This window comes from Mesorhizobium sp. 43Arga (genome assembly GCF_053714255.1).
In genome coordinates, this window is record NZ_JBSKBO010000002.1 from 684,728 (window position 1) to 703,673 (window position 18,946).

An 18,946-nucleotide genomic window follows, 5' to 3' on the forward strand; every position below is an offset into this window, starting at 1 on the left:
CCGCGCGAAGAAAACGCGTTCTGTTCAGACAGCGGTCGGGCTGTTGGCCGAAACCGTGACGTCGAGGGTTACGTGGCCGGCGCCCGGCCCGAAGCGGCAGAAGGCTTCGTTCAGCGCCGAAAAGATCGCGCCGGTATCACCGCGCAGTTTGGTGCAAAAGTTCTTGGAACGATCATAGACGCCGGACTGTTTCAGGAAGTCGATGCAGCCATAGATCTCATCCATGTGGTCGCCGGTGCCCATCACATAGAGCGAGAATTGCGCCGCCGCCGGCTGGCCGGTGGCAGCAGCATTGCGCACCGCGGTGATGGCGGCTTCCTTGCGCGGGCCGAGCGGCCCGACAGGCCCGCCAAACGCATCGGAGCGGCAGATCGGATCGTCCGGCTCGCCCGGGCAGCCGCGCGAAATGGCTGCCGACAGCACGCAGTGCTTGCCGCTTTGCGCCGCCGCAACGAACAGGTCGCGCAGCGCCGGGAACAACACTTCGGGTGGCCCGACCAGCAAGGTCGAGATGTCGTCGGTCTCGATCCGGAGCCTGTCCCGGTAGGGATCGAGCGCGCCGAGCGCGCCCAGGATGACGCCGACGAAATCGTCGGCCATGGGATATAGGGAGATCTGTGCGCCTGAAAACATCGCCCGCCTCGCTCCGCTGGTATTACCCAGATCAGCTTCTAGGGTCTGTGGGCTTGCCGCCCCCGTCTCAGCCCCGACCGTACGGAGCACCCCTGTGGATGGGCGCGTTAAAGCACCATTCGTGCCATTGGGGAAGCCGTTTTTTCAGCGCACCGGGCTAAAAGCGTTGCACCAGTTCCGGCCGTTGCGTGGACGCAGGCGATGCCCCGCAGCCGTGCACGCCAGCCTCGCCCAATACGCTCGATCCGGCAATTACCAACAGCACGACCATCGCGCCGCGCGACATGAACTCCAATGCGGATCGGAATTGCCCGACCAACCCGCAAGGTGCGCAGACCTATGCCAACGGCAACGCGACGGCTCCCACCGTCAACGACAACAACTGCGGCAGGTAAATGATTGCCCAAAAACGAAAAAGCCGCCGGACACCGGCGGCTTTCGACATCATTCCCAACGCTGTTTTTGCTCAACCGTTAGGATGCGGCCTTCTCGCGAACCGGCAGCTTCCAGCCCGGCCTGACGAAGTGGCAGGTGTAGCCGTTTGGATATTTCTCCAGATAATCCTGGTGTTCGGGCTCGGCTTCCCAGAAGGCGCCGGCCGGCGCGACTTCCGTAACGACCTTGCCGGGCCACAGGCCGGAAGCATCGACATCGGCGATGGTGTCTTCGGCGACGCGCTTTTGCTCGTCGCTCGTATAGTAGATCGCCGAACGGTAGCTCATCCCGACATCGTTGCCCTGGCGGTTGCGCGTCGTCGGATCATGGATCTGGAAAAAGCGCTCCAGCAGCGTGCGATAGCTGATCACCGCCGGATCGAAATTGATCTCGATGGCTTCGGCGTGGGTGCCGTGGTTGCGATAGGTGGCGTTGGCCACATCGCCGCCACTATAGCCGACACGCGTGGAGATGACGCCGGGATAGCGCCGTATCAGATCCTGCATGCCCCAGAAACAGCCGCCGGCTAGCACTGCGCGTTCGGTCGAAGTCGCCATGTCACGTCTCCTCAAAAGGCAATTCCAGCTCGTGTAGCGGTTTCCCGCTCGGAATTGCGCAGACAAAATTGGATTTCCCAATAGATGGGCATTGTCGTCCGTTTCGTCCAGTCGCGTGGAACCAACGCGGCCATGAGCGAACGATATCACGACGCGGTCGGGGATCGAACCGTTTCAGTCGCGCGGTTGCCGGGTCTGGCTGTCGACGGCAAGCGGCGGATACAGCGTGCCGGGCGGAATGGCGGCAAAGCTGATCTGCAAAGGCGGCGCCGTGCGCGACCAATTGAAAAGGACGGTCTTGACCGGCAGGTTGCCCAGCCACGTCCGCAACTGCGGCGGCACGCCCTGCCCTGGCCAAACCATCAGCATGCCGTGGTCGTGCAAGCGCTGCCTGGTGATCCAGGGCGCGAAGTGAGTATCGAGATCGGTGAAGATCGACGGCTTGTCATAGGCATTGAGGCCCGCCAGCATGGCCACCTGGGTGTCGCCGCCGACAATGTCGAGCCGGCCGGGCGCCGCCGCGTGCCAGACCGCCTCGGCCTCGTCGGCGATCGGCTGTGCCGGCCAGCAGACGGCGTCCAGGCGCCCCCGCACATTGCAGCCCGTCCAGCGCAGCGCCGCATAGGCGCCCGACATGGTGACGATGCAGAGGAACGCGCAGATCGCCAGCCTTCGCATCTCGATGGCGCCGAGCCGATGGCCGAGAAAGGCGAGCACCGTGACACCGACAAGATTGTACATCGGCGCGCCCCAGGACTCGCCGGTGCCGGTGAACAGCGAGGCCACCATGATCAGGGTCGCCGGGCCGAGCCCCATCCACACCAGATAGACCAGAATACCGCGCTCGACCGGCGCTTCCGGGGCGGGCGAGCGCCGCAACAACCCGGATATTGTCAGCACCAGAAGAAAGCCGGAGAGCCCGGCCATCTGGACACCGATATAGTAGAGGCGCCCCCGGTTTTCGGTCACCCATTGGTCGCGGGCGGCGAAATAGGTCAGCGGCAGGAAATCGATGTGGTAGAGCGCGATGGCCAGCGGCGCGGCAACGGCGAGAAAAACCGCAAGGCCAAGCCATGGCCAGGGCGTCGCCAGCCGGCTGCGCGCGCGCGCGTCGCACAACAGCCAGAGTGCGCCGAAGGCAAGCAGCAGGCCGGTGGAGAACTTGGCATAGAGCCCGACGCCCGACACCAGTCCGAGCGCCAGCCACCAGCCCGGCCCGCCGCCACGGCCGGCGCGCCAGAGCAGCCAGCAGATGGCCGCCCAGAACGGCATCTGCGCATAGTCATGATTGAATTGCGGGGTCGGCCAGCCGAAGAAATAGACCGACGGCATCAAAAGCACGGCGGCCAGCGCACGGCTTTGCCCGAGCATGTCGCGGGCCAGCAGATAGACCAAGACGAAGGTCGACGAGATCGTCAGCTGGGCAAGCATGTATTGCGGCCAGCGGAACGATCCGGTCAGAAGATGGCTGGTTTCGAGCAGCCAGCCTGGAAGCTGCGGGTGCTTGTATGTCAACAGCACCCATTCGCGGCCCCACATGAAGCCTTCCACCACATCGCCGGGCGGGGCGGGATCTATCAGGGCCGGCACCACCGTCCAGCACAGGATCTGCACCAGGCACAAAAGCGCCAGCAAATACCAGGGATGGCGGAGCAGGCCGGGCCATATCGATGACGGTTCGAGGCCGGCGGCATTAAGTCCCGCCGGCGCCCAACCATCGATGGAGTCGTCTATTCCCACCATGCGGCGCTTAAACCACATCGTCCGGTTTGCCGAACAGCCCCAACGTCAAAGCTTACGAAAAAGTATACTTGCAAGCCATTGCAAAACCAAGATTGGGCGGGAATTTCGGCGCCCGTTGCCCGCCCCCGGCAGAACAGCCGCCCATTTGATCCTGCCTGAACGTCCCGGATATTCGATGCGTCATCAGCATGCCGTCATCCACCATCGTGCGCTCGACTTCTGGCTGGCACGTGCGGCTGTCCTCGTCATCATCTGTCTGCAGCTCCTGGTGATAAACGATCTTTCGTTCGGCCCGCGCTGGCTGGCGCCGGCGCTGGAGGCCGCCCTACTCGTGCCCCTGTCCGTCGCCACCGCCTGGACACAGGTCGCCACACAGAAAGCGATCGAAGAGGAGCACTGGTATCTGGTCGGCCGGTTTCGCGTCATCATCCGCAGGACGGCGCTGGTGATGACGGGCGTCGTCAGCGTCATGAATTGCGGTTCGCTGGTGTTCCTGGTGCGCGCCTTGCTGGCGGGCCATGCCGGCTCCAGCGGCCCGACGCTGCTGATCGACGCGCTCAACATCTGGGTCACCAATGTCATCGTGTTTGCATTATGGTTCTGGAGCACGGACCGCGGCGGGCCGCCGACCTGCGGCCTCGTCAAACGCGCCCATTCCGACTTCCTGTTCCCGCAAATGACCCTGAACGACCGCGAGATCCGCGACTGGCTGCCGGGCTTCGTCGATTATTTCTTCCTCGCCTTCACCAATGCGACGGCGTTTTCGCCGACCGACACCTTGCCGCTGTCACAGCGCGCCAAGCTGTTGATGATGGCCGAGGCGATGATCTCGCTGTTGACGATCGCGCTGGTCGCGGCCCGCGCCGTCAACATCCTCGCCTAGACCCGGAAACGCGAAATAGCCCGCCCGGCGAACCGGAGCGGGCTATCGAATGATCTGCGACTGCCTCGAGGCTGGAGCGCGGAGTGGACGATCCTCAATCCGCGCCGAGGTCGCGTTCGAAAACCACCTGGTCGCGCAGCGGAATGCCGTTGACAGCCGAGCCTTCGGGGTAACCGGTCGATGGCCCGAACGCATCCTGCACGATGCGAGACATTCGAAAGCCCTGTCTCTGGTAAAATCGCAAATTGCCGATATCGGCTGCCGCGGTCGCCACGGTCAACCGCCGGCCGTAGCGCTCGCGGCAGCGGGCGATCGCCGCCGCGACAAGGGCACGCCCCAACCCCTCGCTCTGCCTTGCCGGACGAACCGCCAGGCTCTTGAGCTCGAAGACACCGCCCTCGCCTGTCTCGATGAGCTGCACGTGGCCGATGATCCTGTTGCCCTCGCGCGCGACCAGCACCTCGCCCTCCTCGATATAGCTGGAAACCTGCGTGGGGGAATCGTCGGCAAGGGCAAACAGCGGCAGCAATATTTCGCGGCTCCCCTCATATCGTTCAATGTGCATCTGAAACCCCGGGCTGGATCAACGCCGCCGCGAGTCCGGCAACCTTGCACCGCGATATAGCAGTGGCCGGTCAGGAGCCACAAACACAAAAAGCCCGCCTCGGCGTGAGCCGAGGCGGGCACTGGCTCGATCGAGCCGTCAGGCGCGAATTCTCGGACGCAGGGCAAGGCCGGAGCTCTTCCTGGATCGCGCCCCGCCGCGGCAACCTGTCACCCGAACCAGCCAAACGTGACGCTAACCACGAAGACCGCGATCAGGATTGAGAGCGGCACCGCCATGAGCAGCCCAGCCTCTAAAAATCGGGTTTCCTTGTCACTGAACATTAGGCCCCCCTCATTAAGCTTCGCTCAGATAGAAGCTGCGAAGCCTGTTTCAGTTCCGAATGCCGGCGAACTACGATCCACGAGCGATTTGGCTTGACGTGGTTGCCTGGAGAGCGAAATCGTTCGGTTTGCCCAATGACGCCGGCCATGTATTTTGCAATGATAGGGGAGGCAAGCGCATCATTCGATTGGTGCTCCATTCCGCCCCAACAAGGGCGCGGGGGCTTCCGAAGCAAATTAGTCCGCCCAAATACTGGTGTTCCTGGAGGCGCGGCAAGGCAGACTGAGGGCGAAGGTGCCCATCCCCGATGGCGAAGCCACGACAGCTGCTCGTTCCTCGAAAACCGTGATTCAATCAGCCTCCGCTGAAATTGTTCCTAAAACGAAAAGCCTGCCAGCCGGAGCCAGCGCGCCTTGCCCTTCCTTCGTTCGCATGTTTCGCCGATATGAGCAGGGGGGCATACATATTCGCCAGTCGGCGCTGCCATCCTCAAGGCCCTGCCGGTCAGGCCCAGCGGCTTTCCGCTGCCAGTCCCCTCTAGCAACAGGCCGCTGGGCCGCAGGTGGAGTGATTTGCGCCACATATGCGGCATGAAGGCGCTGAACAGAAGGTGTTGCTCGATGCTCCGGACAGACAATGGCGCGGCACTGAGGCTTTCAGATTTTGCCGATCCTAACGATGCAGTAATTGCCGCAATCGAACTCTATGGGCCGGAAGCGCAGACCGCAGCGGCCTACTGTGCCATGGAAGCACACTTCGCCGGGCGACCGGCCGATTTCCGCCTCTGGTGCGAAGTCTTTCGTGTCTTCAAAACCAGATTCCACTGAGAGGCACTTATATCGGAGCCAAAGGCCGCCACGGCCATCAGCGCGGTCGCGCCGCCTAGCCTGCCGGGAGACAACGAAGCAACCATCAGCAACACAGAAGCCCGCTTCTGCGGCCTTTCAGTCATCCGTCGCCGGCCTGAACTTCCGCACGATCACCTCGAACAGAATGTCCGAGATCCACATGGCGCAGACGCCGATGAGAAACGCCGCCGCCAGCGTCGTCGTGTCGTCATTGGCCAGCGGCAGGCCCGTGGCGCGGGAATACTGGACCACGGGCAGCGTCAGATAGGCCGCTGCGAGCGCGCCGCAGATCGGCGAGGCCACCATTTCGCGCAGCTTGTAGCGGTGGCGCGACAAAGCGCGCAGCACACCGCCGGCCAGACCGGCGACGACGACCGGTCCCTTGATGCCGAGCAGGTCGAAGAGATCGTGCATCATTTCATCGCCCTCGCGACGAGGAAGCCGAAGATCGATCCGGCGCCGAAGATGACCAGCCCGGCAAGCAGCATGGCCGCGTCCAGCGGAAGTGCGACGACCGTCATGGCTTCCACCCGCACAGTTTTTCGCCCTTGCGGTTGTGCGCCAACATCGCCTTGACCTCGGCGTCTGACAGCGCATCGACCGCGGCCGCCGACAGGCGCAGCGGGCTGGACACCCCACAGAATCCGCCCTTGACGGTGGTGCAGCCGGCCAGAGCGGCCAGGACGGACACAAGCATCAATCCCTTGCCCATGATTTGAGCTCCTTTCGCGCTGTGGCGGCCGGCAGTGCGCCGACATCCTTCTGGACCTGGTCGGCGATGTCGTGCGCGGCGGCTTCGGCGGCGGCCTGCCGGGCGCGCTCGCTTCGCTCGCCGGCAAGCCGCTGGCGAACACCCCAGCCCAGTGCAGCGAGGATCGCCGCACCAATGCCGAGAAGGGTCGGATTGCTAGCCACGAATGTGAGAAGCGCGCTCATCGGTTGGGTTCATCCTTGACCAGATAGCCGAGGGCGAAGACCGCAATCGGCAGAAGCGTGGCCCAGGTTTCGGCGTCGTACCAGGACGGCCAGAGATTGCGCACGAAGACACCGGACACCGACATGGCCGCGGCGGCAATGGTCGCGGCCGTCAGCTTATTGGTCGGGCGGCTGGTCGGTTGGGTGATAGTGGCCATGGTCAGAACATCCCTTGCAAGGCGACGGCAATGTGATGCCAGGTGGCATAGGCGATGAGCAGGCAAGCTGCGATGACACGGCTAGCCCTGGCAGCAGCCGGTACGCCGGAACCGCCCGGTGTCGGCGACGCCGGCACGGGCGCGTTGCCGGCGGGCGTTTCAGCTCCGGGCGGCAGCTGGACCGGTCGAGGAACCGGCCCGGGCGTCGCAGGCTGTGCCGACATCAGCAGGGCCTGGGCTCGCACCGACCCGACCCGATCGGACCAGCCGCGCCCGAATGTCGCCCATGTCGGCAATCGCCTGAGAAACGCCAGCCGCGCATCGCAAAGCTGGTCGATGACGACGCCAGCCGGCTTTATCTTGACGGCCGCCAGCGTCGCCGGACCGATGCGCCCATCCTGCGAGACGCCCACGCTTGCCTGCAGGTATTTTGCCGCCCTGCCCGGTCCGCTGTTCACCGCGAAGTCGAATACGGCGTAGTCGACACCATCGGGCAGTTCGGCGCCAAGCACCACATCCCAATAGAAGCGCCGAAAAAGCCTGAACTCCTCCCACCAGTCGGCGAGCGTCGAAAACACCTTGAAGCGGCTGGATTGCATGCGGTCGAGCATCTCCATCAGCCCGGCCTCGACCGAGACCGAACCGTCCGCAAATTGCGCGTGGCGCGACAGCATGTTCAGCCCGTGCGCTGAATATTGCTTGGCCAGCGCCACGCCGGCCCCTTCCAGCGTCTCGCGGCGGCCGTCGCGCGGCCAGGCAAAGGGCAGCCATTCGCCCCAGGGTTTTAGGGTCAGCGTCTGCATCGCCGGCGTCTGCTGCGAGGCCCGCGCTGCTTTTGTGACATAGACGACATCAGCCTCCGTATCCCAGGCGAGTTCGACGGCGGCGGAAGGATGGTCCCAGCCGAAATCGAGCGCACCGATACGCGGCCAGTAGCGCGGCAGCCGGAACGGCTCGCAGGCGATCAGCGCCTCGGCCACCGGAAAGATGCGGCCCGAGCCCAGCACCGGAATGCCCAGCGCGCGGGCCTCGCGCTCATGCTCGGGATAGGCCTCAACGATCGCCGCGCGTTCCTCGGGCGAATAATGCGCGGCATCGTCGATGGTCATGAAGGTGACGTGACGGGACATTGGGGGAGCCTTTGGAAATTTTGGGTTCCTCGCCCCCGCGAATGTGGGGAGAGAGGTGGCGCGGCGAAGCCGCGACGGAGAGGGGGATGGCGCTGACTTAGCAAGACGAAGCAAGGCCGATCCTGTTAAGCCAGCGCCCTACGAAGCCCCCTCTCCGTCCGCTTCGCGGCCACCTCTCCCCCGCCCCTGGCGGGCGCGAGGAACCAGGTTTTGAGAGGTGCCCCGGCCTTTCGCAGGCTCAAGGCGTTCGAAGCTCGAAAAGCCAAGCAATTGGCTTTTCGCCCGCTAAAGCGGACCGCTTCTCACCCCTTCCCCATCCTCTCCACATCCCCCGCCGACAAAAACAGCAGCACCACATCGCTCATGCCGAGCAGCGGCGTAAAAGTGACGATCGTAATCCCGCCGGTCGCGTTGGTGCGGGTCAGGCCTTCGGAATAGATGTCGAGCGGCGGTTCCTCGTCGAACCAGACGCCGTGCAGCGTCTCGCCCTGCCATTTCTCGCGGCCTTTCTCGAAGCTCTTGAACGACAGCACGCTCTCGCCGGCCTGGACATCGCCGCCGCCGCCATGGCGTACGACGACGCTGTCGAGCGCGCTCGGTGCACCGCGGCCCATGATGGTGTGACGAATAGCATCGGCCGGGATCATGCCGGTGCCCCAGGCCGCCTGCTGCTGCGGCGGGCCGACCAGCACGCGCTGCGGGTTATCGCGCGTGCCCTCGCCGGTCACGCCGGCGGCCCACAGCCGCACCAGCGTGTCGAAAACCTTGCCTTGCCACCACGCGGGATAACGGCCGGTCAGGTGCATCGCCCATTCGGCGCCGCCGGCCCTGGTCTTGCCGAGCTGGTTGCCGGCCATGAACAGCCTTTCGCGGTTGAGCGCACCTGCCGCGTGAAATTCAGCCTGGCGAAAATACGGCTTGTAGGCCGCCAGCTGGTTGCAGCGTCTGCGGCGGTCAAGCTCAGCCAGCAGCGCCAGATATTCCGTCTTCGCTGATATCGGCGGATTCTTCGAGGAACGGCTTGAGGATGGTTTCGAGGTTGCGGATACGACTGCGGATTTCTTCATCGCTCAGGGCGTCCAGATGGTTGACGGCGACATCAAAATCCCTTGGCAGCGCCGACAGCACGATCTTCAGATACTGGTCGGGCTTGTCGGCCCGCACCTCGGCAATGACGCCGGCGCCATGCGCGCGGAAATCGGCCCGCACGGCGGCGAGAAAATCATCGCCCAGCGTCTTCTTCGTCCGCGTCGCGTGAGGCTTCCGTGCCAAGGCAGGCTTGGCGACGGGCTTGCGCCTTGCCAGCCTCGCCTTGGCGCGCGTCGGCTTGCCGGCGGCTTCGTCAGCCATCGGCTTGATCCACGGCGCCGCTGGCGGCAGCAGCCAAGGCCGTCTTCGGCACCGATCTCGCCGGTTTCTTCCGGCGGGATTTCCTTTTCGCCACCTTGGCGCTCTTCGCGCGCTTCGGCTTTGCGGTCGCGGCAGGGTCTGGCGCAACGGCGCGTTTTGCCACGCTGGCCTGCGCCCTGAGCCGCGCCAATACGAGACCGATGGCCTGCCCGCCGATGGCGGCTTGCGGGAAACCAAAGCCACCCTCCGCATCCCGCACCATGCCGATCAGCACGCCTGCTGCCACCGGCTCGATCCGGCCCAGGCGCGGGCGTGGCGGCGCGCCCTCGAATTCGCCAATGGCGCTGACGATTTCGCGGCCGTCATCGTCGGCGATGATCGTGGCGTAGCGCTGGGTCATTGGATTTCTCGCAAAGATCGCTGGCCCGCCGGCATACAAAGTTGGCGGCCGGGCGGATCGGCCGACAAGGCGCCCAAAACACAAAACCCGCCTCGGCGGCGGGTCTTTGGCGCAAATCAGCACCATGGACAAAAATGTAGCATGCCTGCCCTCACCCGGTCAAGGAAAAAATTCCTAGATCGCTAAAACCCTCGAGCCTCCTCCTCGATCAAGCTCCGCGCCGCGGCCGAAACCCACATCGGCTAGCCGGCTTTTCATCAGCCGGCAGCTGTGGGACCATCAGAAGAAGCTCATGGAATGATTCGCGTCGCACGGCCTTGTGGGAGAGGACGATGGACAGGCCAGCCATGGCATCCGTCTTCAGGATGCGGCATGCTCCAGCCACGGTTTCCGGTGTGCGCAGCACCGGTCAGGGCCAGGCTGATCCGGTCATCCGCGTGAACTCGCTCGGCGAAGCGATCCGCTTCGTCGCCAACGCCTACCCCAATTATGATATCGGCGCCGTCACCATCACCTGCGGCGATCCGTCGATCCCGCGCCTCGGCAGCCTGGAGGTCAAGGCGGTGTGGCGCGAATATGGCGAGCGCCTGACGCAGGAATAGGCCAGTCGCACGAGCCAGCGCCCTGCCCGGCATCCCGGTTGAAACCGGCTCGCGCCTGGCTTCGGATCGGAAACGCCGCTGGCGCGTTTCCCCTTTGGTCAATGGAGGGAACCCCAATGAACGTCGCCAATCTGCAACTCGAAGGCCTGCTGATGGCCGTCGCCTCGATCAACCACGTGCTGGTTCGCAAGGGGGTGCTGACATCGGAGGAGATCGACATCGCGCTACGCAAGGCCGAGGCCAGCGAAACCGGCGAGGAGCGGTCCAATGGCATGTCGGCGTCGAGCCGCGACGCCGTCAATTTCCCGATCCGGCTGCTGGAACTCGCCAACCAGTGCCAGCCCGAGGCCGACATGCCGTCCTTCTCGAAGCTGGCCCGCATGGTCGGCCAGATGAAGGAGCCCTACAACGATCAGCTGTGAGGCCCGGATGGTTCACCGTTTCACGGAAACGGCGAACCTGCAATTTTCGTTGCTCGCCTTACGCCCTGCCTCCCCTCACGCCCTGCCCGGCCAGCCCAGGTTCAGCGCCAGCGTCCGTCCCGGCCCGTGGACGGCGGCGAAGAGCAGGCCGGCGGCGAACGGGAAATGCGACATGAAGGCGCCGAACTCGGCCTGGTTCGAGGCCCAGTGCGACGGGCCGTGGAAGGCAAAGCCGAGGAAGGTGACATAGACCGCCGCGACGAGCGCCGCCGGGGTCAACAGCGCGCCGGTCAGGAAGGCGATCACCAGCAGCGTCTCGAGGATCGCGGCGCACCAGGCCAGAAACAGCGGAAACGGGAAGCCGGCGGCGGCGATGTAGCCGGCGGTGGCCCCCATGTCCATGAACTTGAAGGCCACCCCCATCAGGAACATGGCGGCGAAGATCAGGCGGGCGATGAGGATGGCCGCGGTCTGCCACGGCGATTGAATAATGTCCGGCATATTGTCTCTCCAGGGTTGCGATGGATATCGACCCAAGGACGGGCGAGGCCGTGCGGTTCCGACACCGGCCTGAAATTTTGTCCGCAAGCGCGGCCGCGGCGGGCGTCGGCAGCGGGCCGGCGCTCACCGACAGGACGCCGTCGCCGGGTTGCAACCTTGCCGCGACCCGCCCCGAAAGCTACCCTCGCCAAGGGGGCGTGATCAGTTTGCGAGGGAGCCAGCAATGGCGACGGTCCGGTATCTCGTCAGCGATGTCGAGCAGGCGATAGAATTTTACACCAGCCATCTGGGGTTCGCGCTGCGCCAGCAGTTCGGTCCGGCGATGGCCATCCTCAAGCGCGACGACCTGACGTTCTGGCTCGCCGGCCCGATGGCCTCGGCGGCAAGACCGATGCCGGATGGCCGCACGCCGCAGCCTGGCGGCTGGAACCGCATCGTCATCGAGGTGCAGGACCTGCCGGCGCTCGCCGCCCGGATGGCCGAGGCCGGCGTGCCGTTCCGCAACGAGATCGTCGACGGCCCCGGCGGCCGCCAGATCCTTTGCGAAGACCCGTCCGGCAACGTGGTCGAGCTTTTTGAACCAAGGGCATGATCCCCGAGCGCCCGGCCCTTGGCGCCAGCGCGCCTTGCGCCGAATGCGCCGAGACCGCCCCGTGCCGCGGGCGCTGCATCGGCCTGACGACCTGCGATCCGCGTCAGGCTTCTGTCCTCCGCCATGGAACCAGCAGCGCCGGTCGCTGTTATGTCTGACCGCGGCATCCTATATAATGATGTCCGCGTGATCATGCGGCTGACAGAGAGCGAGGCCCGGCATGCCCGACGACAAATCGAAGACCAAACAGGACCGCAAGCTGGTTTCGAGCGAGGAGACCTACGAGGTCGCCGCCTTCGCGCGCAAATACGGCATCCCGCAGAGCGAAGCCCAGACCATCATCAAGCGCTACGGCCCGTCGCGCAAGAAGCTCGACAATCACATGGCCGCGCGCGGATAGGACGGCCGCAAGCCGCAACCATTTCGCCGGCATGGCGTTGAAGATGCTGCGGGCCGCATCGGCCGGGTTGGTAGCACCACCCCGGTTGGCGAAACGGGATGTCTTGTCCCGGTTTCTGGCCAACAGAATGGCCGACGAGCATCTGTCCCGCCCCGCCAGCAACGTGCCAGACTGACGAACGCCAGACCGAGGGAGGGCCGCGATCATGTCCGACACCACACGCAGAACCGGGAGTTGCCTGTGCGGCGGCGTGCATTTCGTCGTCACCGGCCAGCCGATCCGCGTCGGCCTTTGCCACTGCAAGGACTGCCGCAAGGCGAGCGGCTCGGCCTATTCGGCCTTCGCCATCTGGCCGCTCGACGTCTTCAAGACATCGGGCGAGGTCGCCAGCTACGGCACGCGCAGCTTTTGCCCGACCTGCGGCAGCCGCGTCGCCTGGATCGGCGACACCGAGGTCGAGGTGATGCTCGGCAGCCTCGACGTCGCGCCGACCGACCTGGAGCCGCAATATGAATTGTGGATCGGCCGCCGCGAGACCTGGCTGCATGCCTTGCCCGGCACCGAACAATTCGAGCACGACCGGCCCCTTGACGGGCCAACGCCTGAAGATGCCGAGCCGCCGGCGCCGAGGCCTTTGTCGGACACCGTCGCGCACGATTGAAAATTGATCCTTCGGGCCTGGAACCCTCCTTTGTCGGCGCCGTTATCCGACGCCCCTCATGCGTGCCGCCGTTCCAGAACGACGGTCACTGTCGGGCGACATGCCACGGAGATTTCAGTTGAACGACAAGATGTTTCCCCGACCGATCCGCCTGAAATTCGCCCCCGAGCGTGAACGCGTGGTGCGCAGTGCCTGGGAGGGGCTGGAATGCCTCGGCGACTGGCCGGCCGGCCGAGGCCGGCGCTACCAGGCGGCGCTGCGCTGCTGCCGCGACGCACTGGATGGCTGGACGCCGCCGAAAAAGGCGATGCGGGCGATGATCGACGCCGCGCGCGAAGCCCGCATCCTCCAATAGCGGAAAAACCAAAGGCGGGAAAAGCAATGGCCGATGTGATGTTGTCGACACCGGTGCGGATCAAGCCGCACGGCTCCGACACGATCCGTGAGGTGGCGACCCTTCAGGACGCCAGTGAAATCCTGATCGACTGGCCGCATGCCAGCCGCGGTCCCTTCTACCAGGCCGCGCGCGAAAAGATCGAGGCGGCGCTGGAAGACAAGGACGGCGCGGCGCAGGCGCAGGAGGCCTTTACGGCGTTGTGCGATCATGCCGGCGTGCTGGTTCGCTAGGGCTGTGGCCAGCAATCCCTCCCGAAGCTCTTGGCGCCATCGGCATCAAGACGATCGCCTTGCGGAAACAATGCCCGGACCGCCTTCTACTGAGCCGGAGGCTGGGCCGGAATTTGGCCCGGCTTGATCACCGGTGTCTTGCCTACGTCGGGCGCCGGCGTGGCCATGCCCTGGTCGCCAGTGGCCGGCGGCCTCAGCACGCCGCCGCAATCATTGAGCTTTTCGCTCAGATTGCCGCCACCTGGCTGCTGCTTGCCTTGATCGGGCTGGACCCGGCATTTGTCGACCTGCGGGGCCGGGTCGGTGCCCTGCTGGTCCGTCTGTGCCGCCGCCGGCACGGCCAGGGCCAGCATCAGCGACGCGATGACGAGAGGTTTCATCCGAGCCTCCTTTTGCTTGCACGGCCGCCCGCGGCGGCCTGCCTCGCAGGGACAACGCCCAACGGCCCGAAAGGTTGGCGAACAAAGGTGGGCGCCCCGGCGCGACCGTCCGCAACCAAATCCAGCCTCCGGCCGTTGGCGGCAAGGAGGCACCATCATGCTCCGTAATTTTCAGACGATGGAGATCGATACCGGCGAGGCCGGCATATTTGTCCGCCGGGCGGGCAGCGGTCCGGCGCTGCTGCTCTTGCACGGTTTTCCGCAGACCCATCTGATGTGGCGCGACGTGGCGCCTGAATTGGCCAAGCGGTTCACCGTCATCTGCGCCGACCTGCGCGGCTATGGCGCCAGCGCGTGCCCGTCGTCGGACAGCGCGCACGCCCCTTATGCCAAACGGGCCATGGCCGCCGACATGGCGGCCCTGATGGCCAAGCTCGGCTTTGGCAGCTTCATGGTCGCCGGCCATGATCGCGGTGGGCGGGTTGCGTACCGCATGGCGCTCGATCATCCCGGCCGCGTTGAAAAGCTTGCGGTGCTGGACATCGTCGCAACGGCCGACGCGTGGGATCGGGCCGACGCCAGACTGGCACAGGGCTACTGGCCGTGGTCGCTGCTGGCGCAGCCCGAGCCCTTGCCGGAGTTGATGCTGGCGGGATCCGCCGAGCCGATCGTCGACAACGCGCTCGGCGGCTGGGGATCATCGCCGTCGGCGTTTCCGCCCGAGGTGCGCCAGGCCTATATCGATGCCTTGCGTGATCCCGCCCACATCCACGCCATTTGCGAGGAATACCGCGCGGCGGCGACGCTGGACCGTGAGCACGACCATGCCGACAAGGCCGCCGGACGGCGTATCCGCTGCCCGGTGCTGGCGCTGTGGAGCGGGCAAGGCGCGCTTGCCGATTGGTATGCGGGCGAAGGCGGGCCGCTGGCTCTTTGGCGGGGCTGGGCCGATGATGTCCGCGGGCGGGCCATGCCCGGCGGCCATTTCTTCCCCGAGGAGGCGCCGGAACAAACCGCGCGGGCATTGGCGGATTTCTTCGGCGAACCGGGCCGCGCCTAGTGGTCGACCTTGCCGGCGCCGCCGCCTAAAGGACCGGGTCAGCTAGGTTTCTCCGCATCGTCCGATGGAGCGGCAGGCGGATCGGTCCTCTGCGGGCACTCCTCATAGAGGCGGTCGCGGCCGCCGCAGAAGGAACAGCACATGGCTTCGGGCGCAATGCTCGGCCGTCGCGGAACCGGCGGACACATGATGGGTTTTATGGGACAATGCATGCAGCACCCGAACCAAAGAGGCCACCATGTCCGCTCGCCTTCCTGTCCTGTTGATGACCTTGGGCACCATGCTCGCGGCGACCGCTGCAGCCGAGGCGCGACCCGACAGCCGCGGCATGAGCTGCGCCGAGATCCGGGCCATGATCCAGAGCCGCCGCGCCGTGGTGCTGACCACGGGACCGAACACCTATGACCGCTATGTCAGGCCGTTCGGCAATGAATGCGACTGGCCGGACGTGCCGATGTCGGCCTATATCCCGGCGCGCGACGGGCACTGCCCGGTCTATCGCTGCGAAGAGCCGGTCGACAACTTCCCGAATTGACGCCTCGCCGTCCTGGCGGCATAACCATCCGAGCTTCTCCCGCTTCGTCTAATGGTAGGACAGCGCCCTTTGAAGGCGTGAATCGTGGTTCGAGCCCATGAGCGGGAACCAGGCACAATCAGATCGTCGGCTTCCAGATCTGTCGAATATCATCGCACAAGGAAGGTTCAGGACATGGGACCTGGGCAAGAACGCAAAGCCACCTTCCCGGTGTCTCGGCGAGCAGGAGCATCCCACCGTGTCTGTAACCGAGCCCCAAACCTGCCTTCCGCGATCACACCATAGGCTGACGCGGCCACTTGGTTCACAGTGCAATCACAAGCGGTCGATTCCTTCGGGATGTAGCCACTACAAAAGCCCGCTGCAGGTCGCTCCTGCGGCGGGCTTTTCCCATGGGGACCAAGGTCCCATGGTCCTCACGCAAAGGTCTGACGTAACCGCTTTGGTTCCGGTATCGTCCATTGGACGTTCCGTTACTTTATCCAATCGCGATATACACCTCCTTCATTTGAATGCTTCAGCCCTACCAGCCATGCCGCATATATAGCCAGCCGGCAGCCGCCCCACGCCGGTTAGGCCCGGCACATCACTTTCCCCCAACCAAGTGTGCCGGGCCGCCGCCCCGTTCTATCGGCGCGGAAAAGCCCGCGCTCTCGGGAGAGGCGCGCGGGCCGATCGGAGAGCCGATCTTCAGCAGGAATGCCCCCATCCTGCCGACAACGTAAACTATTAGAAACGACTAATGTTCCGTCGACCCGTGATTCATCTTCCATCGAATGCCGTTCCCATCGCTGGAACATCGCCGTTCGATTAGCGCAAACTTAATTAGCTATCTTGGATTTTAACGAATCGTTGACCGCGCTGTCCTATTTTGGAACAGCGCGGTCAGACCCCAACCGGACCGCGTAGGCGGCTCCGGCAACCCGGCCCCCGTTGCACTGCCGGAGCCGCTACCACACCCATTCAAAATACCAGCAATGGTTGAATCAACAGTTACCACGCGTGCTTTCCAATGCGCTAACGACGCCATTTTCCAGACAGTGCCGCGTATCGAGGAACAGGTCTCGCTATCGACAGGAAGCCCTCGGGACCTTCAGGTCTCGTGCCTCGTGCATATCTCCGAGCGAACTTTCGAAGATGCAGCGATCGTGGTCGCTAAGGGCACCCTCTGGCTAGCGCTGCTGGCGCGGCCAGGGACGATGCGTTCTTGGCCGACGCCCAGCCTCACGCGACAGTGATTGGAACCGGTGAAACTTTGCGCCGGCATGCGCGTTTTTCGCCAGCAACTTTGTCGAGGTTGCAATGCAAACTGCATGGTTCTCCAGGCCCGTGGTGGTTTCGGTCGGTGTGGCCGGCGCCACCCGTCACCTGTCCAATACACAGCAGGCCATCGAATTGTTGACGACACACTGGCGCGACGCCGGCAGCCCGAAACATCAGTCCGCGCTGCGCGCCTGCCGCCGCGCGACAAGCGGCGATGTGTCTCCCGATATCGCCAGGGAGGCTTTGATCGAGGCCGCGCGCGAGGCGCATATACTGGTCGAGTAGGCCGCGCCGCATTCACGGACCGCAACCCTCATTCACAATTTCGTGATCGACGGAACCGTTTGAAACGGCAAGCGTTTTTTTGCGGACGTCTTTTTGTCAGGCAACATCAGGAGGCGTTTATGCGCATCATGAACCTCGTCACGCTCGCCCTCATCATCCTTGGCGGTCTCAACTGGCTGTCCATGGGTGTGACCGGCTATGACGTAATCGGCACGGTCCTTGGGGGCGCCATGCTGGCCCGCCTGGCCTATCTGATCATAGAGCTTGCAGCCATATGGCAGCTCATGCCGGGCTTCCAGAGCTTCACCATTGGGGAAGTCGATGCCGAAAGGCATCTCCCCCATCACCGGTGACCGGCAAGCCGGGGCGGCGGAAAAACCCGCCGCCCCGGTTGGGCACGACGCCAATCCTGATGGGGCAAACGGGGCGTTCAGATGCCGAAGCCCGGCGCTGCGCCGTCGTCGGGTTCGACGCCGGCTTGCGGCACGATGATCGATGCCAGCGGCGCGCTGAGGCGCCAGCTGAGACGACCGGGCGAGCGCTCCAGTTGAGCCGACCCGCCCAGCGACTGCGGCGCCACCCGCTGCAGGACAACGGTGCCGAATCCCTTGCGCGTGCTCTCGTCTCGCCTGTCGTCCCCACGGGGCTTGGAGGTCTCGGTCCACAGCAGCTGGAAGTCGCGCCCGCCCGATGCGCCGGCGTTCTTGGTGCCCAAGTCCTTGGTGCCCAAGTCCTTAGCGCCCAAGTCCTTAGCGCCCAAGTCCTGGGCGCCGGAGCCCTGGGCGCTTGAACCGATTGTCCAGGTGATCTCGACCTTACCGTCTTCGCTGCCCAGCGCGCCATATTTGGACGAGTTCGTGCCGAGCTCGTGGAAAGCCATGCCGAGATTCTGCACCGCATTCGACTGCAACGTCAGGACCGGGCCGGAGAGCAGGATCTGCTCCTCGCGGCCGAAAGGCTTCAGATGTTCCTGGATCAGGTCGAACAGGCTGGCGCCGGCCCACTCCGAGGTGACGAGCAGATCATGCGAACGCGACAACGCCATGATGCGGGCGCGGATCAGTTCCTCGAACTCCTGTGGGTCGCTCGAGCGCTTGCTTGTCTCCCTGACCATCGACAGGATGACGGCGAACTGGTTCTTGACGCGATGGTTGACCTCCCGCATCAGCAGCCTGATCCGGCGCTCACTCTCCTTTGCGGCGGAAATGTCACGGGCGATCTTGGAGGCGCCGACGATCTCGCCATTGGCGTTCTTGATCGGCGAAATCGTCAGCGAGACGGAGATGAGCGCGCCGTCCTTGCGCCTTCGCGTCGTCTCATAACTCGCCACGCGGTGGCCACTGCGAATCCTGCTGATGATCTCGGTCTCCTCGCTCTTGAGGTGATCGGGGATGAGCATGAGGATCGACTGGCCGATGGCTTCCTCGGCGGTGTAGCCGAACATGCGTTCGGCCGCCAGGTTCCAGCTCGTGATGATGCTGCTCAAATCCTTGCTGATGATGGCATCGAAAGAAGAATCGACGATGGCCGCGAGGCGTGCGTCGGCGGTCGCGTTCTGTTTTTGGTTGTTTGTTGCGATGTCCGCCGTCGTCGCCACCATTTCGCTCATTGGCATGA

General features: G+C 64.5%; 29 protein-coding genes, 1 tRNA gene and 1 riboswitch. Of the genes, 15 read left to right on the forward strand and 15 right to left on the reverse strand.

What is annotated here, in order from left to right; translation table 11 throughout:
- Window positions 1-24: 24 nt before the first annotated feature.
- Window positions 25-633, reverse strand: a complete 609-nt coding sequence (locus tag ACWGS8_RS09730) for a Ykof family thiamine-binding protein (RefSeq protein WP_199642009.1) — start codon at window positions 631-633, stop codon at window positions 25-27.
- A riboswitch (TPP riboswitch) is annotated at window positions 624-737 on the reverse strand. It overlaps the preceding gene by 10 nt.
- A gap of 84 nt (window positions 738-821) precedes the next feature.
- On the opposite strand from ACWGS8_RS09730, the gene ACWGS8_RS09735 reads away from it, so the two are divergent.
- A complete protein-coding gene (locus ACWGS8_RS09735) occupies window positions 822-1,028 on the forward strand; it encodes a hypothetical protein (protein ID WP_454580713.1) in 207 nt (68 codons plus the stop codon).
- A gap of 78 nt (window positions 1,029-1,106) precedes the next feature.
- Here ACWGS8_RS09735 and msrA read toward each other — a convergent pair whose 3' ends face one another.
- Complete coding sequence (gene msrA / locus ACWGS8_RS09740) at window positions 1,107-1,625, reverse strand: peptide-methionine (S)-S-oxide reductase MsrA (RefSeq protein ID WP_019859281.1); 519 nt, start codon at window positions 1,623-1,625, stop codon at window positions 1,107-1,109.
- A 174-nt stretch (window positions 1,626-1,799) separates the two neighbouring features.
- Window positions 1,800-3,386: a glycosyltransferase family 39 protein gene (locus ACWGS8_RS09745; RefSeq protein ID WP_454580714.1), complete on the reverse strand. Its 1,587-nt coding sequence runs from the start codon at window positions 3,384-3,386 to the stop codon at window positions 1,800-1,802.
- A 157-nt stretch (window positions 3,387-3,543) separates the two neighbouring features.
- Between ACWGS8_RS09745 and ACWGS8_RS09750 the strand changes: the two genes are divergently transcribed.
- Window positions 3,544-4,251: a hypothetical protein gene (locus tag ACWGS8_RS09750; protein ID WP_454580715.1), complete on the forward strand. Its 708-nt coding sequence runs from the start codon at window positions 3,544-3,546 to the stop codon at window positions 4,249-4,251.
- A 94-nt stretch (window positions 4,252-4,345) separates the two neighbouring features.
- Here the strand turns inward: ACWGS8_RS09750 and ACWGS8_RS09755 are convergent, their stop codons facing one another.
- Window positions 4,346-4,816, reverse strand: a complete 471-nt coding sequence (locus tag ACWGS8_RS09755; protein WP_454580716.1) for a GNAT family N-acetyltransferase — start codon at window positions 4,814-4,816, stop codon at window positions 4,346-4,348.
- 944 nt (window positions 4,817-5,760) lie between these two features.
- Here ACWGS8_RS09755 and ACWGS8_RS09760 point away from each other — a divergent pair.
- Window positions 5,761-5,967 (forward strand): hypothetical protein, encoded by a 207-nt coding sequence (locus ACWGS8_RS09760; protein ID WP_199649964.1) that lies wholly within the window; start codon window positions 5,761-5,763, stop codon window positions 5,965-5,967.
- 117 nt (window positions 5,968-6,084) lie between these two features.
- Here the strand turns inward: ACWGS8_RS09760 and ACWGS8_RS09765 are convergent, their stop codons facing one another.
- The 8 genes from ACWGS8_RS09765 to ACWGS8_RS09800 form a co-directional block, all read right to left on the reverse strand.
- The gene (locus ACWGS8_RS09765) at window positions 6,085-6,402 is read right to left on the reverse strand and encodes a hypothetical protein (protein WP_454581257.1); all 318 of its coding nucleotides are present in this window, start codon (window positions 6,400-6,402) and stop codon (window positions 6,085-6,087) included.
- A gap of 103 nt (window positions 6,403-6,505) precedes the next feature.
- Window positions 6,506-6,700 (reverse strand): hypothetical protein, encoded by a 195-nt coding sequence (locus ACWGS8_RS09770; RefSeq protein WP_454580717.1) that lies wholly within the window; start codon window positions 6,698-6,700, stop codon window positions 6,506-6,508.
- Window positions 6,685-6,924 carry an ABC transporter permease gene (locus ACWGS8_RS09775; RefSeq protein WP_454580718.1) on the reverse strand — a complete coding sequence of 80 codons (240 nt, stop codon included), beginning with the start codon at window positions 6,922-6,924 and terminating at the stop codon, window positions 6,685-6,687. Before ACWGS8_RS09775 ends, ACWGS8_RS09770 begins: the two co-directional genes overlap by 16 nt.
- The gene (locus ACWGS8_RS09780) at window positions 6,921-7,121 is read right to left on the reverse strand and encodes a hypothetical protein (protein ID WP_454580719.1); all 201 of its coding nucleotides are present in this window, start codon (window positions 7,119-7,121) and stop codon (window positions 6,921-6,923) included. Before ACWGS8_RS09780 ends, ACWGS8_RS09775 begins: the two co-directional genes overlap by 4 nt.
- A 2-nt stretch (window positions 7,122-7,123) precedes the next feature.
- Window positions 7,124-8,251: a phage terminase large subunit family protein gene (locus ACWGS8_RS09785; protein WP_454580720.1), complete on the reverse strand. Its 1,128-nt coding sequence runs from the start codon at window positions 8,249-8,251 to the stop codon at window positions 7,124-7,126.
- 302 nt (window positions 8,252-8,553) lie between these two features.
- Window positions 8,554-9,318, reverse strand: a complete 765-nt coding sequence (locus ACWGS8_RS09790; protein WP_454580721.1) for a terminase large subunit domain-containing protein — start codon at window positions 9,316-9,318, stop codon at window positions 8,554-8,556.
- Window positions 9,212-9,601: a hypothetical protein gene (locus ACWGS8_RS09795; RefSeq protein WP_454580722.1), complete on the reverse strand. Its 390-nt coding sequence runs from the start codon at window positions 9,599-9,601 to the stop codon at window positions 9,212-9,214. Before ACWGS8_RS09795 ends, ACWGS8_RS09790 begins: the two co-directional genes overlap by 107 nt.
- Window positions 9,594-10,001 carry a hypothetical protein gene (locus ACWGS8_RS09800; RefSeq protein WP_454580723.1) on the reverse strand — a complete coding sequence of 136 codons (408 nt, stop codon included), beginning with the start codon at window positions 9,999-10,001 and terminating at the stop codon, window positions 9,594-9,596. The genes ACWGS8_RS09795 and ACWGS8_RS09800 overlap by 8 nt, the downstream gene beginning before the upstream one ends.
- Before the next feature lie 332 nt (window positions 10,002-10,333).
- Between ACWGS8_RS09800 and ACWGS8_RS09805 the strand changes: the two genes are divergently transcribed.
- Both ACWGS8_RS09805 and ACWGS8_RS09810 read left to right on the forward strand, forming a co-directional pair.
- Window positions 10,334-10,603 (forward strand): hypothetical protein, encoded by a 270-nt coding sequence (locus tag ACWGS8_RS09805; protein WP_454580724.1) that lies wholly within the window; start codon window positions 10,334-10,336, stop codon window positions 10,601-10,603.
- Between the two features lie 116 nt (window positions 10,604-10,719).
- Entirely contained in the window at window positions 10,720-11,025 is a 306-nt protein-coding gene (locus ACWGS8_RS09810) for a hypothetical protein (protein ID WP_010910423.1), read from the forward strand.
- Between the two features lie 75 nt (window positions 11,026-11,100).
- On the opposite strand, the gene ACWGS8_RS09815 is transcribed toward ACWGS8_RS09810, so the two are convergent.
- Window positions 11,101-11,526 carry a DoxX family protein gene (locus ACWGS8_RS09815; RefSeq protein ID WP_454580725.1) on the reverse strand — a complete coding sequence of 142 codons (426 nt, stop codon included), beginning with the start codon at window positions 11,524-11,526 and terminating at the stop codon, window positions 11,101-11,103.
- A gap of 223 nt (window positions 11,527-11,749) precedes the next feature.
- Here ACWGS8_RS09815 and ACWGS8_RS09820 point away from each other — a divergent pair, with 223 nt between their 5' ends.
- From ACWGS8_RS09820 to ACWGS8_RS09840, 5 genes are all read left to right on the forward strand, one after another.
- Window positions 11,750-12,118 (forward strand): VOC family protein, encoded by a 369-nt coding sequence (locus tag ACWGS8_RS09820; RefSeq protein WP_454580726.1) that lies wholly within the window; start codon window positions 11,750-11,752, stop codon window positions 12,116-12,118.
- Window positions 12,119-12,338: 220 nt separating this feature from the next.
- Window positions 12,339-12,518 (forward strand): DUF3606 domain-containing protein, encoded by a 180-nt coding sequence (locus ACWGS8_RS09825; RefSeq protein WP_015317039.1) that lies wholly within the window; start codon window positions 12,339-12,341, stop codon window positions 12,516-12,518.
- A gap of 205 nt (window positions 12,519-12,723) precedes the next feature.
- Window positions 12,724-13,179, forward strand: a complete 456-nt coding sequence (locus ACWGS8_RS09830; RefSeq protein ID WP_454580727.1) for a GFA family protein — start codon at window positions 12,724-12,726, stop codon at window positions 13,177-13,179.
- Between the two features lie 118 nt (window positions 13,180-13,297).
- The gene (locus ACWGS8_RS09835) at window positions 13,298-13,534 is read left to right on the forward strand and encodes a DUF982 domain-containing protein (RefSeq protein ID WP_454580728.1); all 237 of its coding nucleotides are present in this window, start codon (window positions 13,298-13,300) and stop codon (window positions 13,532-13,534) included.
- 26 nt (window positions 13,535-13,560) lie between these two features.
- Window positions 13,561-13,806 carry a DUF982 domain-containing protein gene (locus tag ACWGS8_RS09840; protein ID WP_454580729.1) on the forward strand — a complete coding sequence of 82 codons (246 nt, stop codon included), beginning with the start codon at window positions 13,561-13,563 and terminating at the stop codon, window positions 13,804-13,806.
- Between the two features lie 86 nt (window positions 13,807-13,892).
- On the opposite strand, the gene ACWGS8_RS09845 is transcribed toward ACWGS8_RS09840, so the two are convergent.
- On the reverse strand, window positions 13,893-14,186 hold the full coding sequence (locus ACWGS8_RS09845) for a hypothetical protein (protein ID WP_454580730.1): 294 nt from the start codon (window positions 14,184-14,186) through the stop codon (window positions 13,893-13,895).
- 157 nt (window positions 14,187-14,343) lie between these two features.
- Here ACWGS8_RS09845 and ACWGS8_RS09850 point away from each other — a divergent pair, with 157 nt between their 5' ends.
- The 5 genes from ACWGS8_RS09850 (at window position 14,344) to ACWGS8_RS09870 (ending at window position 17,682) form a co-directional block, all read left to right on the forward strand.
- On the forward strand, window positions 14,344-15,246 hold the full coding sequence (locus tag ACWGS8_RS09850; protein ID WP_454580731.1) for an alpha/beta fold hydrolase: 903 nt from the start codon (window positions 14,344-14,346) through the stop codon (window positions 15,244-15,246).
- Between the two features lie 238 nt (window positions 15,247-15,484).
- Complete coding sequence (locus tag ACWGS8_RS09855; protein ID WP_454580732.1) at window positions 15,485-15,781, forward strand: hypothetical protein; 297 nt, start codon at window positions 15,485-15,487, stop codon at window positions 15,779-15,781.
- A gap of 37 nt (window positions 15,782-15,818) precedes the next feature.
- Window positions 15,819-15,892: transfer RNA gene (locus tag ACWGS8_RS09860), tRNA-Gln, on the forward strand.
- A 1,191-nt stretch (window positions 15,893-17,083) separates the two neighbouring features.
- Window positions 17,084-17,329, forward strand: coding sequence for a DUF982 domain-containing protein (locus ACWGS8_RS09865; protein WP_454580733.1), 246 nt, complete (start codon window positions 17,084-17,086; stop codon window positions 17,327-17,329).
- Window positions 17,330-17,448: 119 nt separating this feature from the next.
- On the forward strand, window positions 17,449-17,682 hold the full coding sequence (locus ACWGS8_RS09870; protein ID WP_454580734.1) for a DUF378 domain-containing protein: 234 nt from the start codon (window positions 17,449-17,451) through the stop codon (window positions 17,680-17,682).
- 77 nt (window positions 17,683-17,759) lie between these two features.
- Here the strand turns inward: ACWGS8_RS09870 and ACWGS8_RS09875 are convergent, their stop codons facing one another.
- Complete coding sequence (locus ACWGS8_RS09875; protein ID WP_454580735.1) at window positions 17,760-18,944, reverse strand: sensor histidine kinase; 1,185 nt, start codon at window positions 18,942-18,944, stop codon at window positions 17,760-17,762.
- Window positions 18,945-18,946: the final 2 nt, after the last annotated feature.

What these genes read in the sequence shown, in the direction of transcription:
- ACWGS8_RS09830 (WP_454580727.1), top strand. Translation starts at nt 12,724, where the DNA reads ATGTCCGACACCACACGCAGAACCGGGAGTTGCCTGTGCGGCGGCGTG.
- ACWGS8_RS09865 (WP_454580733.1), top strand. Translation starts at nt 17,084, where the DNA reads ATGCAAACTGCATGGTTCTCCAGGCCCGTGGTGGTTTCGGTCGGTGTG.
- ACWGS8_RS09805 (WP_454580724.1), top strand. Translation starts at nt 10,334, where the DNA reads ATGGACAGGCCAGCCATGGCATCCGTCTTCAGGATGCGGCATGCTCCA.
- ACWGS8_RS09750 (WP_454580715.1), top strand. Translation starts at nt 3,544, where the DNA reads ATGCGTCATCAGCATGCCGTCATCCACCATCGTGCGCTCGACTTCTGG.
- ACWGS8_RS09775 (WP_454580718.1), bottom strand. Translation starts at nt 6,924, where the DNA reads ATGAGCGCGCTTCTCACATTCGTGGCTAGCAATCCGACCCTTCTCGGC.
- ACWGS8_RS09745 (WP_454580714.1), bottom strand. Translation starts at nt 3,386, where the DNA reads ATGTGGTTTAAGCGCCGCATGGTGGGAATAGACGACTCCATCGATGGT.
- ACWGS8_RS09845 (WP_454580730.1), bottom strand. Translation starts at nt 14,186, where the DNA reads ATGAAACCTCTCGTCATCGCGTCGCTGATGCTGGCCCTGGCCGTGCCG.
- ACWGS8_RS09820 (WP_454580726.1), top strand. Translation starts at nt 11,750, where the DNA reads ATGGCGACGGTCCGGTATCTCGTCAGCGATGTCGAGCAGGCGATAGAA.
- ACWGS8_RS09760 (WP_199649964.1), top strand. Translation starts at nt 5,761, where the DNA reads ATGCTCCGGACAGACAATGGCGCGGCACTGAGGCTTTCAGATTTTGCC.
- ACWGS8_RS09755 (WP_454580716.1), bottom strand. Translation starts at nt 4,816, where the DNA reads ATGCACATTGAACGATATGAGGGGAGCCGCGAAATATTGCTGCCGCTG.
- ACWGS8_RS09780 (WP_454580719.1), bottom strand. Translation starts at nt 7,121, where the DNA reads ATGGCCACTATCACCCAACCGACCAGCCGCCCGACCAATAAGCTGACG.
- msrA (WP_019859281.1), bottom strand. Translation starts at nt 1,625, where the DNA reads ATGGCGACTTCGACCGAACGCGCAGTGCTAGCCGGCGGCTGTTTCTGG.
- ACWGS8_RS09870 (WP_454580734.1), top strand. Translation starts at nt 17,449, where the DNA reads ATGCGCATCATGAACCTCGTCACGCTCGCCCTCATCATCCTTGGCGGT.
- ACWGS8_RS09815 (WP_454580725.1), bottom strand. Translation starts at nt 11,526, where the DNA reads ATGCCGGACATTATTCAATCGCCGTGGCAGACCGCGGCCATCCTCATC.
- ACWGS8_RS09810 (WP_010910423.1), top strand. Translation starts at nt 10,720, where the DNA reads ATGAACGTCGCCAATCTGCAACTCGAAGGCCTGCTGATGGCCGTCGCC.
- ACWGS8_RS09840 (WP_454580729.1), top strand. Translation starts at nt 13,561, where the DNA reads ATGGCCGATGTGATGTTGTCGACACCGGTGCGGATCAAGCCGCACGGC.
- ACWGS8_RS09770 (WP_454580717.1), bottom strand. Translation starts at nt 6,700, where the DNA reads ATGGGCAAGGGATTGATGCTTGTGTCCGTCCTGGCCGCTCTGGCCGGC.
- ACWGS8_RS09730 (WP_199642009.1), bottom strand. Translation starts at nt 633, where the DNA reads ATGTTTTCAGGCGCACAGATCTCCCTATATCCCATGGCCGACGATTTC.
- ACWGS8_RS09785 (WP_454580720.1), bottom strand. Translation starts at nt 8,251, where the DNA reads ATGTCCCGTCACGTCACCTTCATGACCATCGACGATGCCGCGCATTAT.
- ACWGS8_RS09800 (WP_454580723.1), bottom strand. Translation starts at nt 10,001, where the DNA reads ATGACCCAGCGCTACGCCACGATCATCGCCGACGATGACGGCCGCGAA.
- ACWGS8_RS09825 (WP_015317039.1), top strand. Translation starts at nt 12,339, where the DNA reads ATGCCCGACGACAAATCGAAGACCAAACAGGACCGCAAGCTGGTTTCG.
- ACWGS8_RS09765 (WP_454581257.1), bottom strand. Translation starts at nt 6,402, where the DNA reads ATGCACGATCTCTTCGACCTGCTCGGCATCAAGGGACCGGTCGTCGTC.
- ACWGS8_RS09850 (WP_454580731.1), top strand. Translation starts at nt 14,344, where the DNA reads ATGCTCCGTAATTTTCAGACGATGGAGATCGATACCGGCGAGGCCGGC.
- ACWGS8_RS09790 (WP_454580721.1), bottom strand. Translation starts at nt 9,318, where the DNA reads ATGAAGAAATCCGCAGTCGTATCCGCAACCTCGAAACCATCCTCAAGC.
- ACWGS8_RS09795 (WP_454580722.1), bottom strand. Translation starts at nt 9,601, where the DNA reads ATGGCTGACGAAGCCGCCGGCAAGCCGACGCGCGCCAAGGCGAGGCTG.
- ACWGS8_RS09855 (WP_454580732.1), top strand. Translation starts at nt 15,485, where the DNA reads ATGTCCGCTCGCCTTCCTGTCCTGTTGATGACCTTGGGCACCATGCTC.
- ACWGS8_RS09875 (WP_454580735.1), bottom strand. Translation starts at nt 18,944, where the DNA reads ATGCCAATGAGCGAAATGGTGGCGACGACGGCGGACATCGCAACAAAC.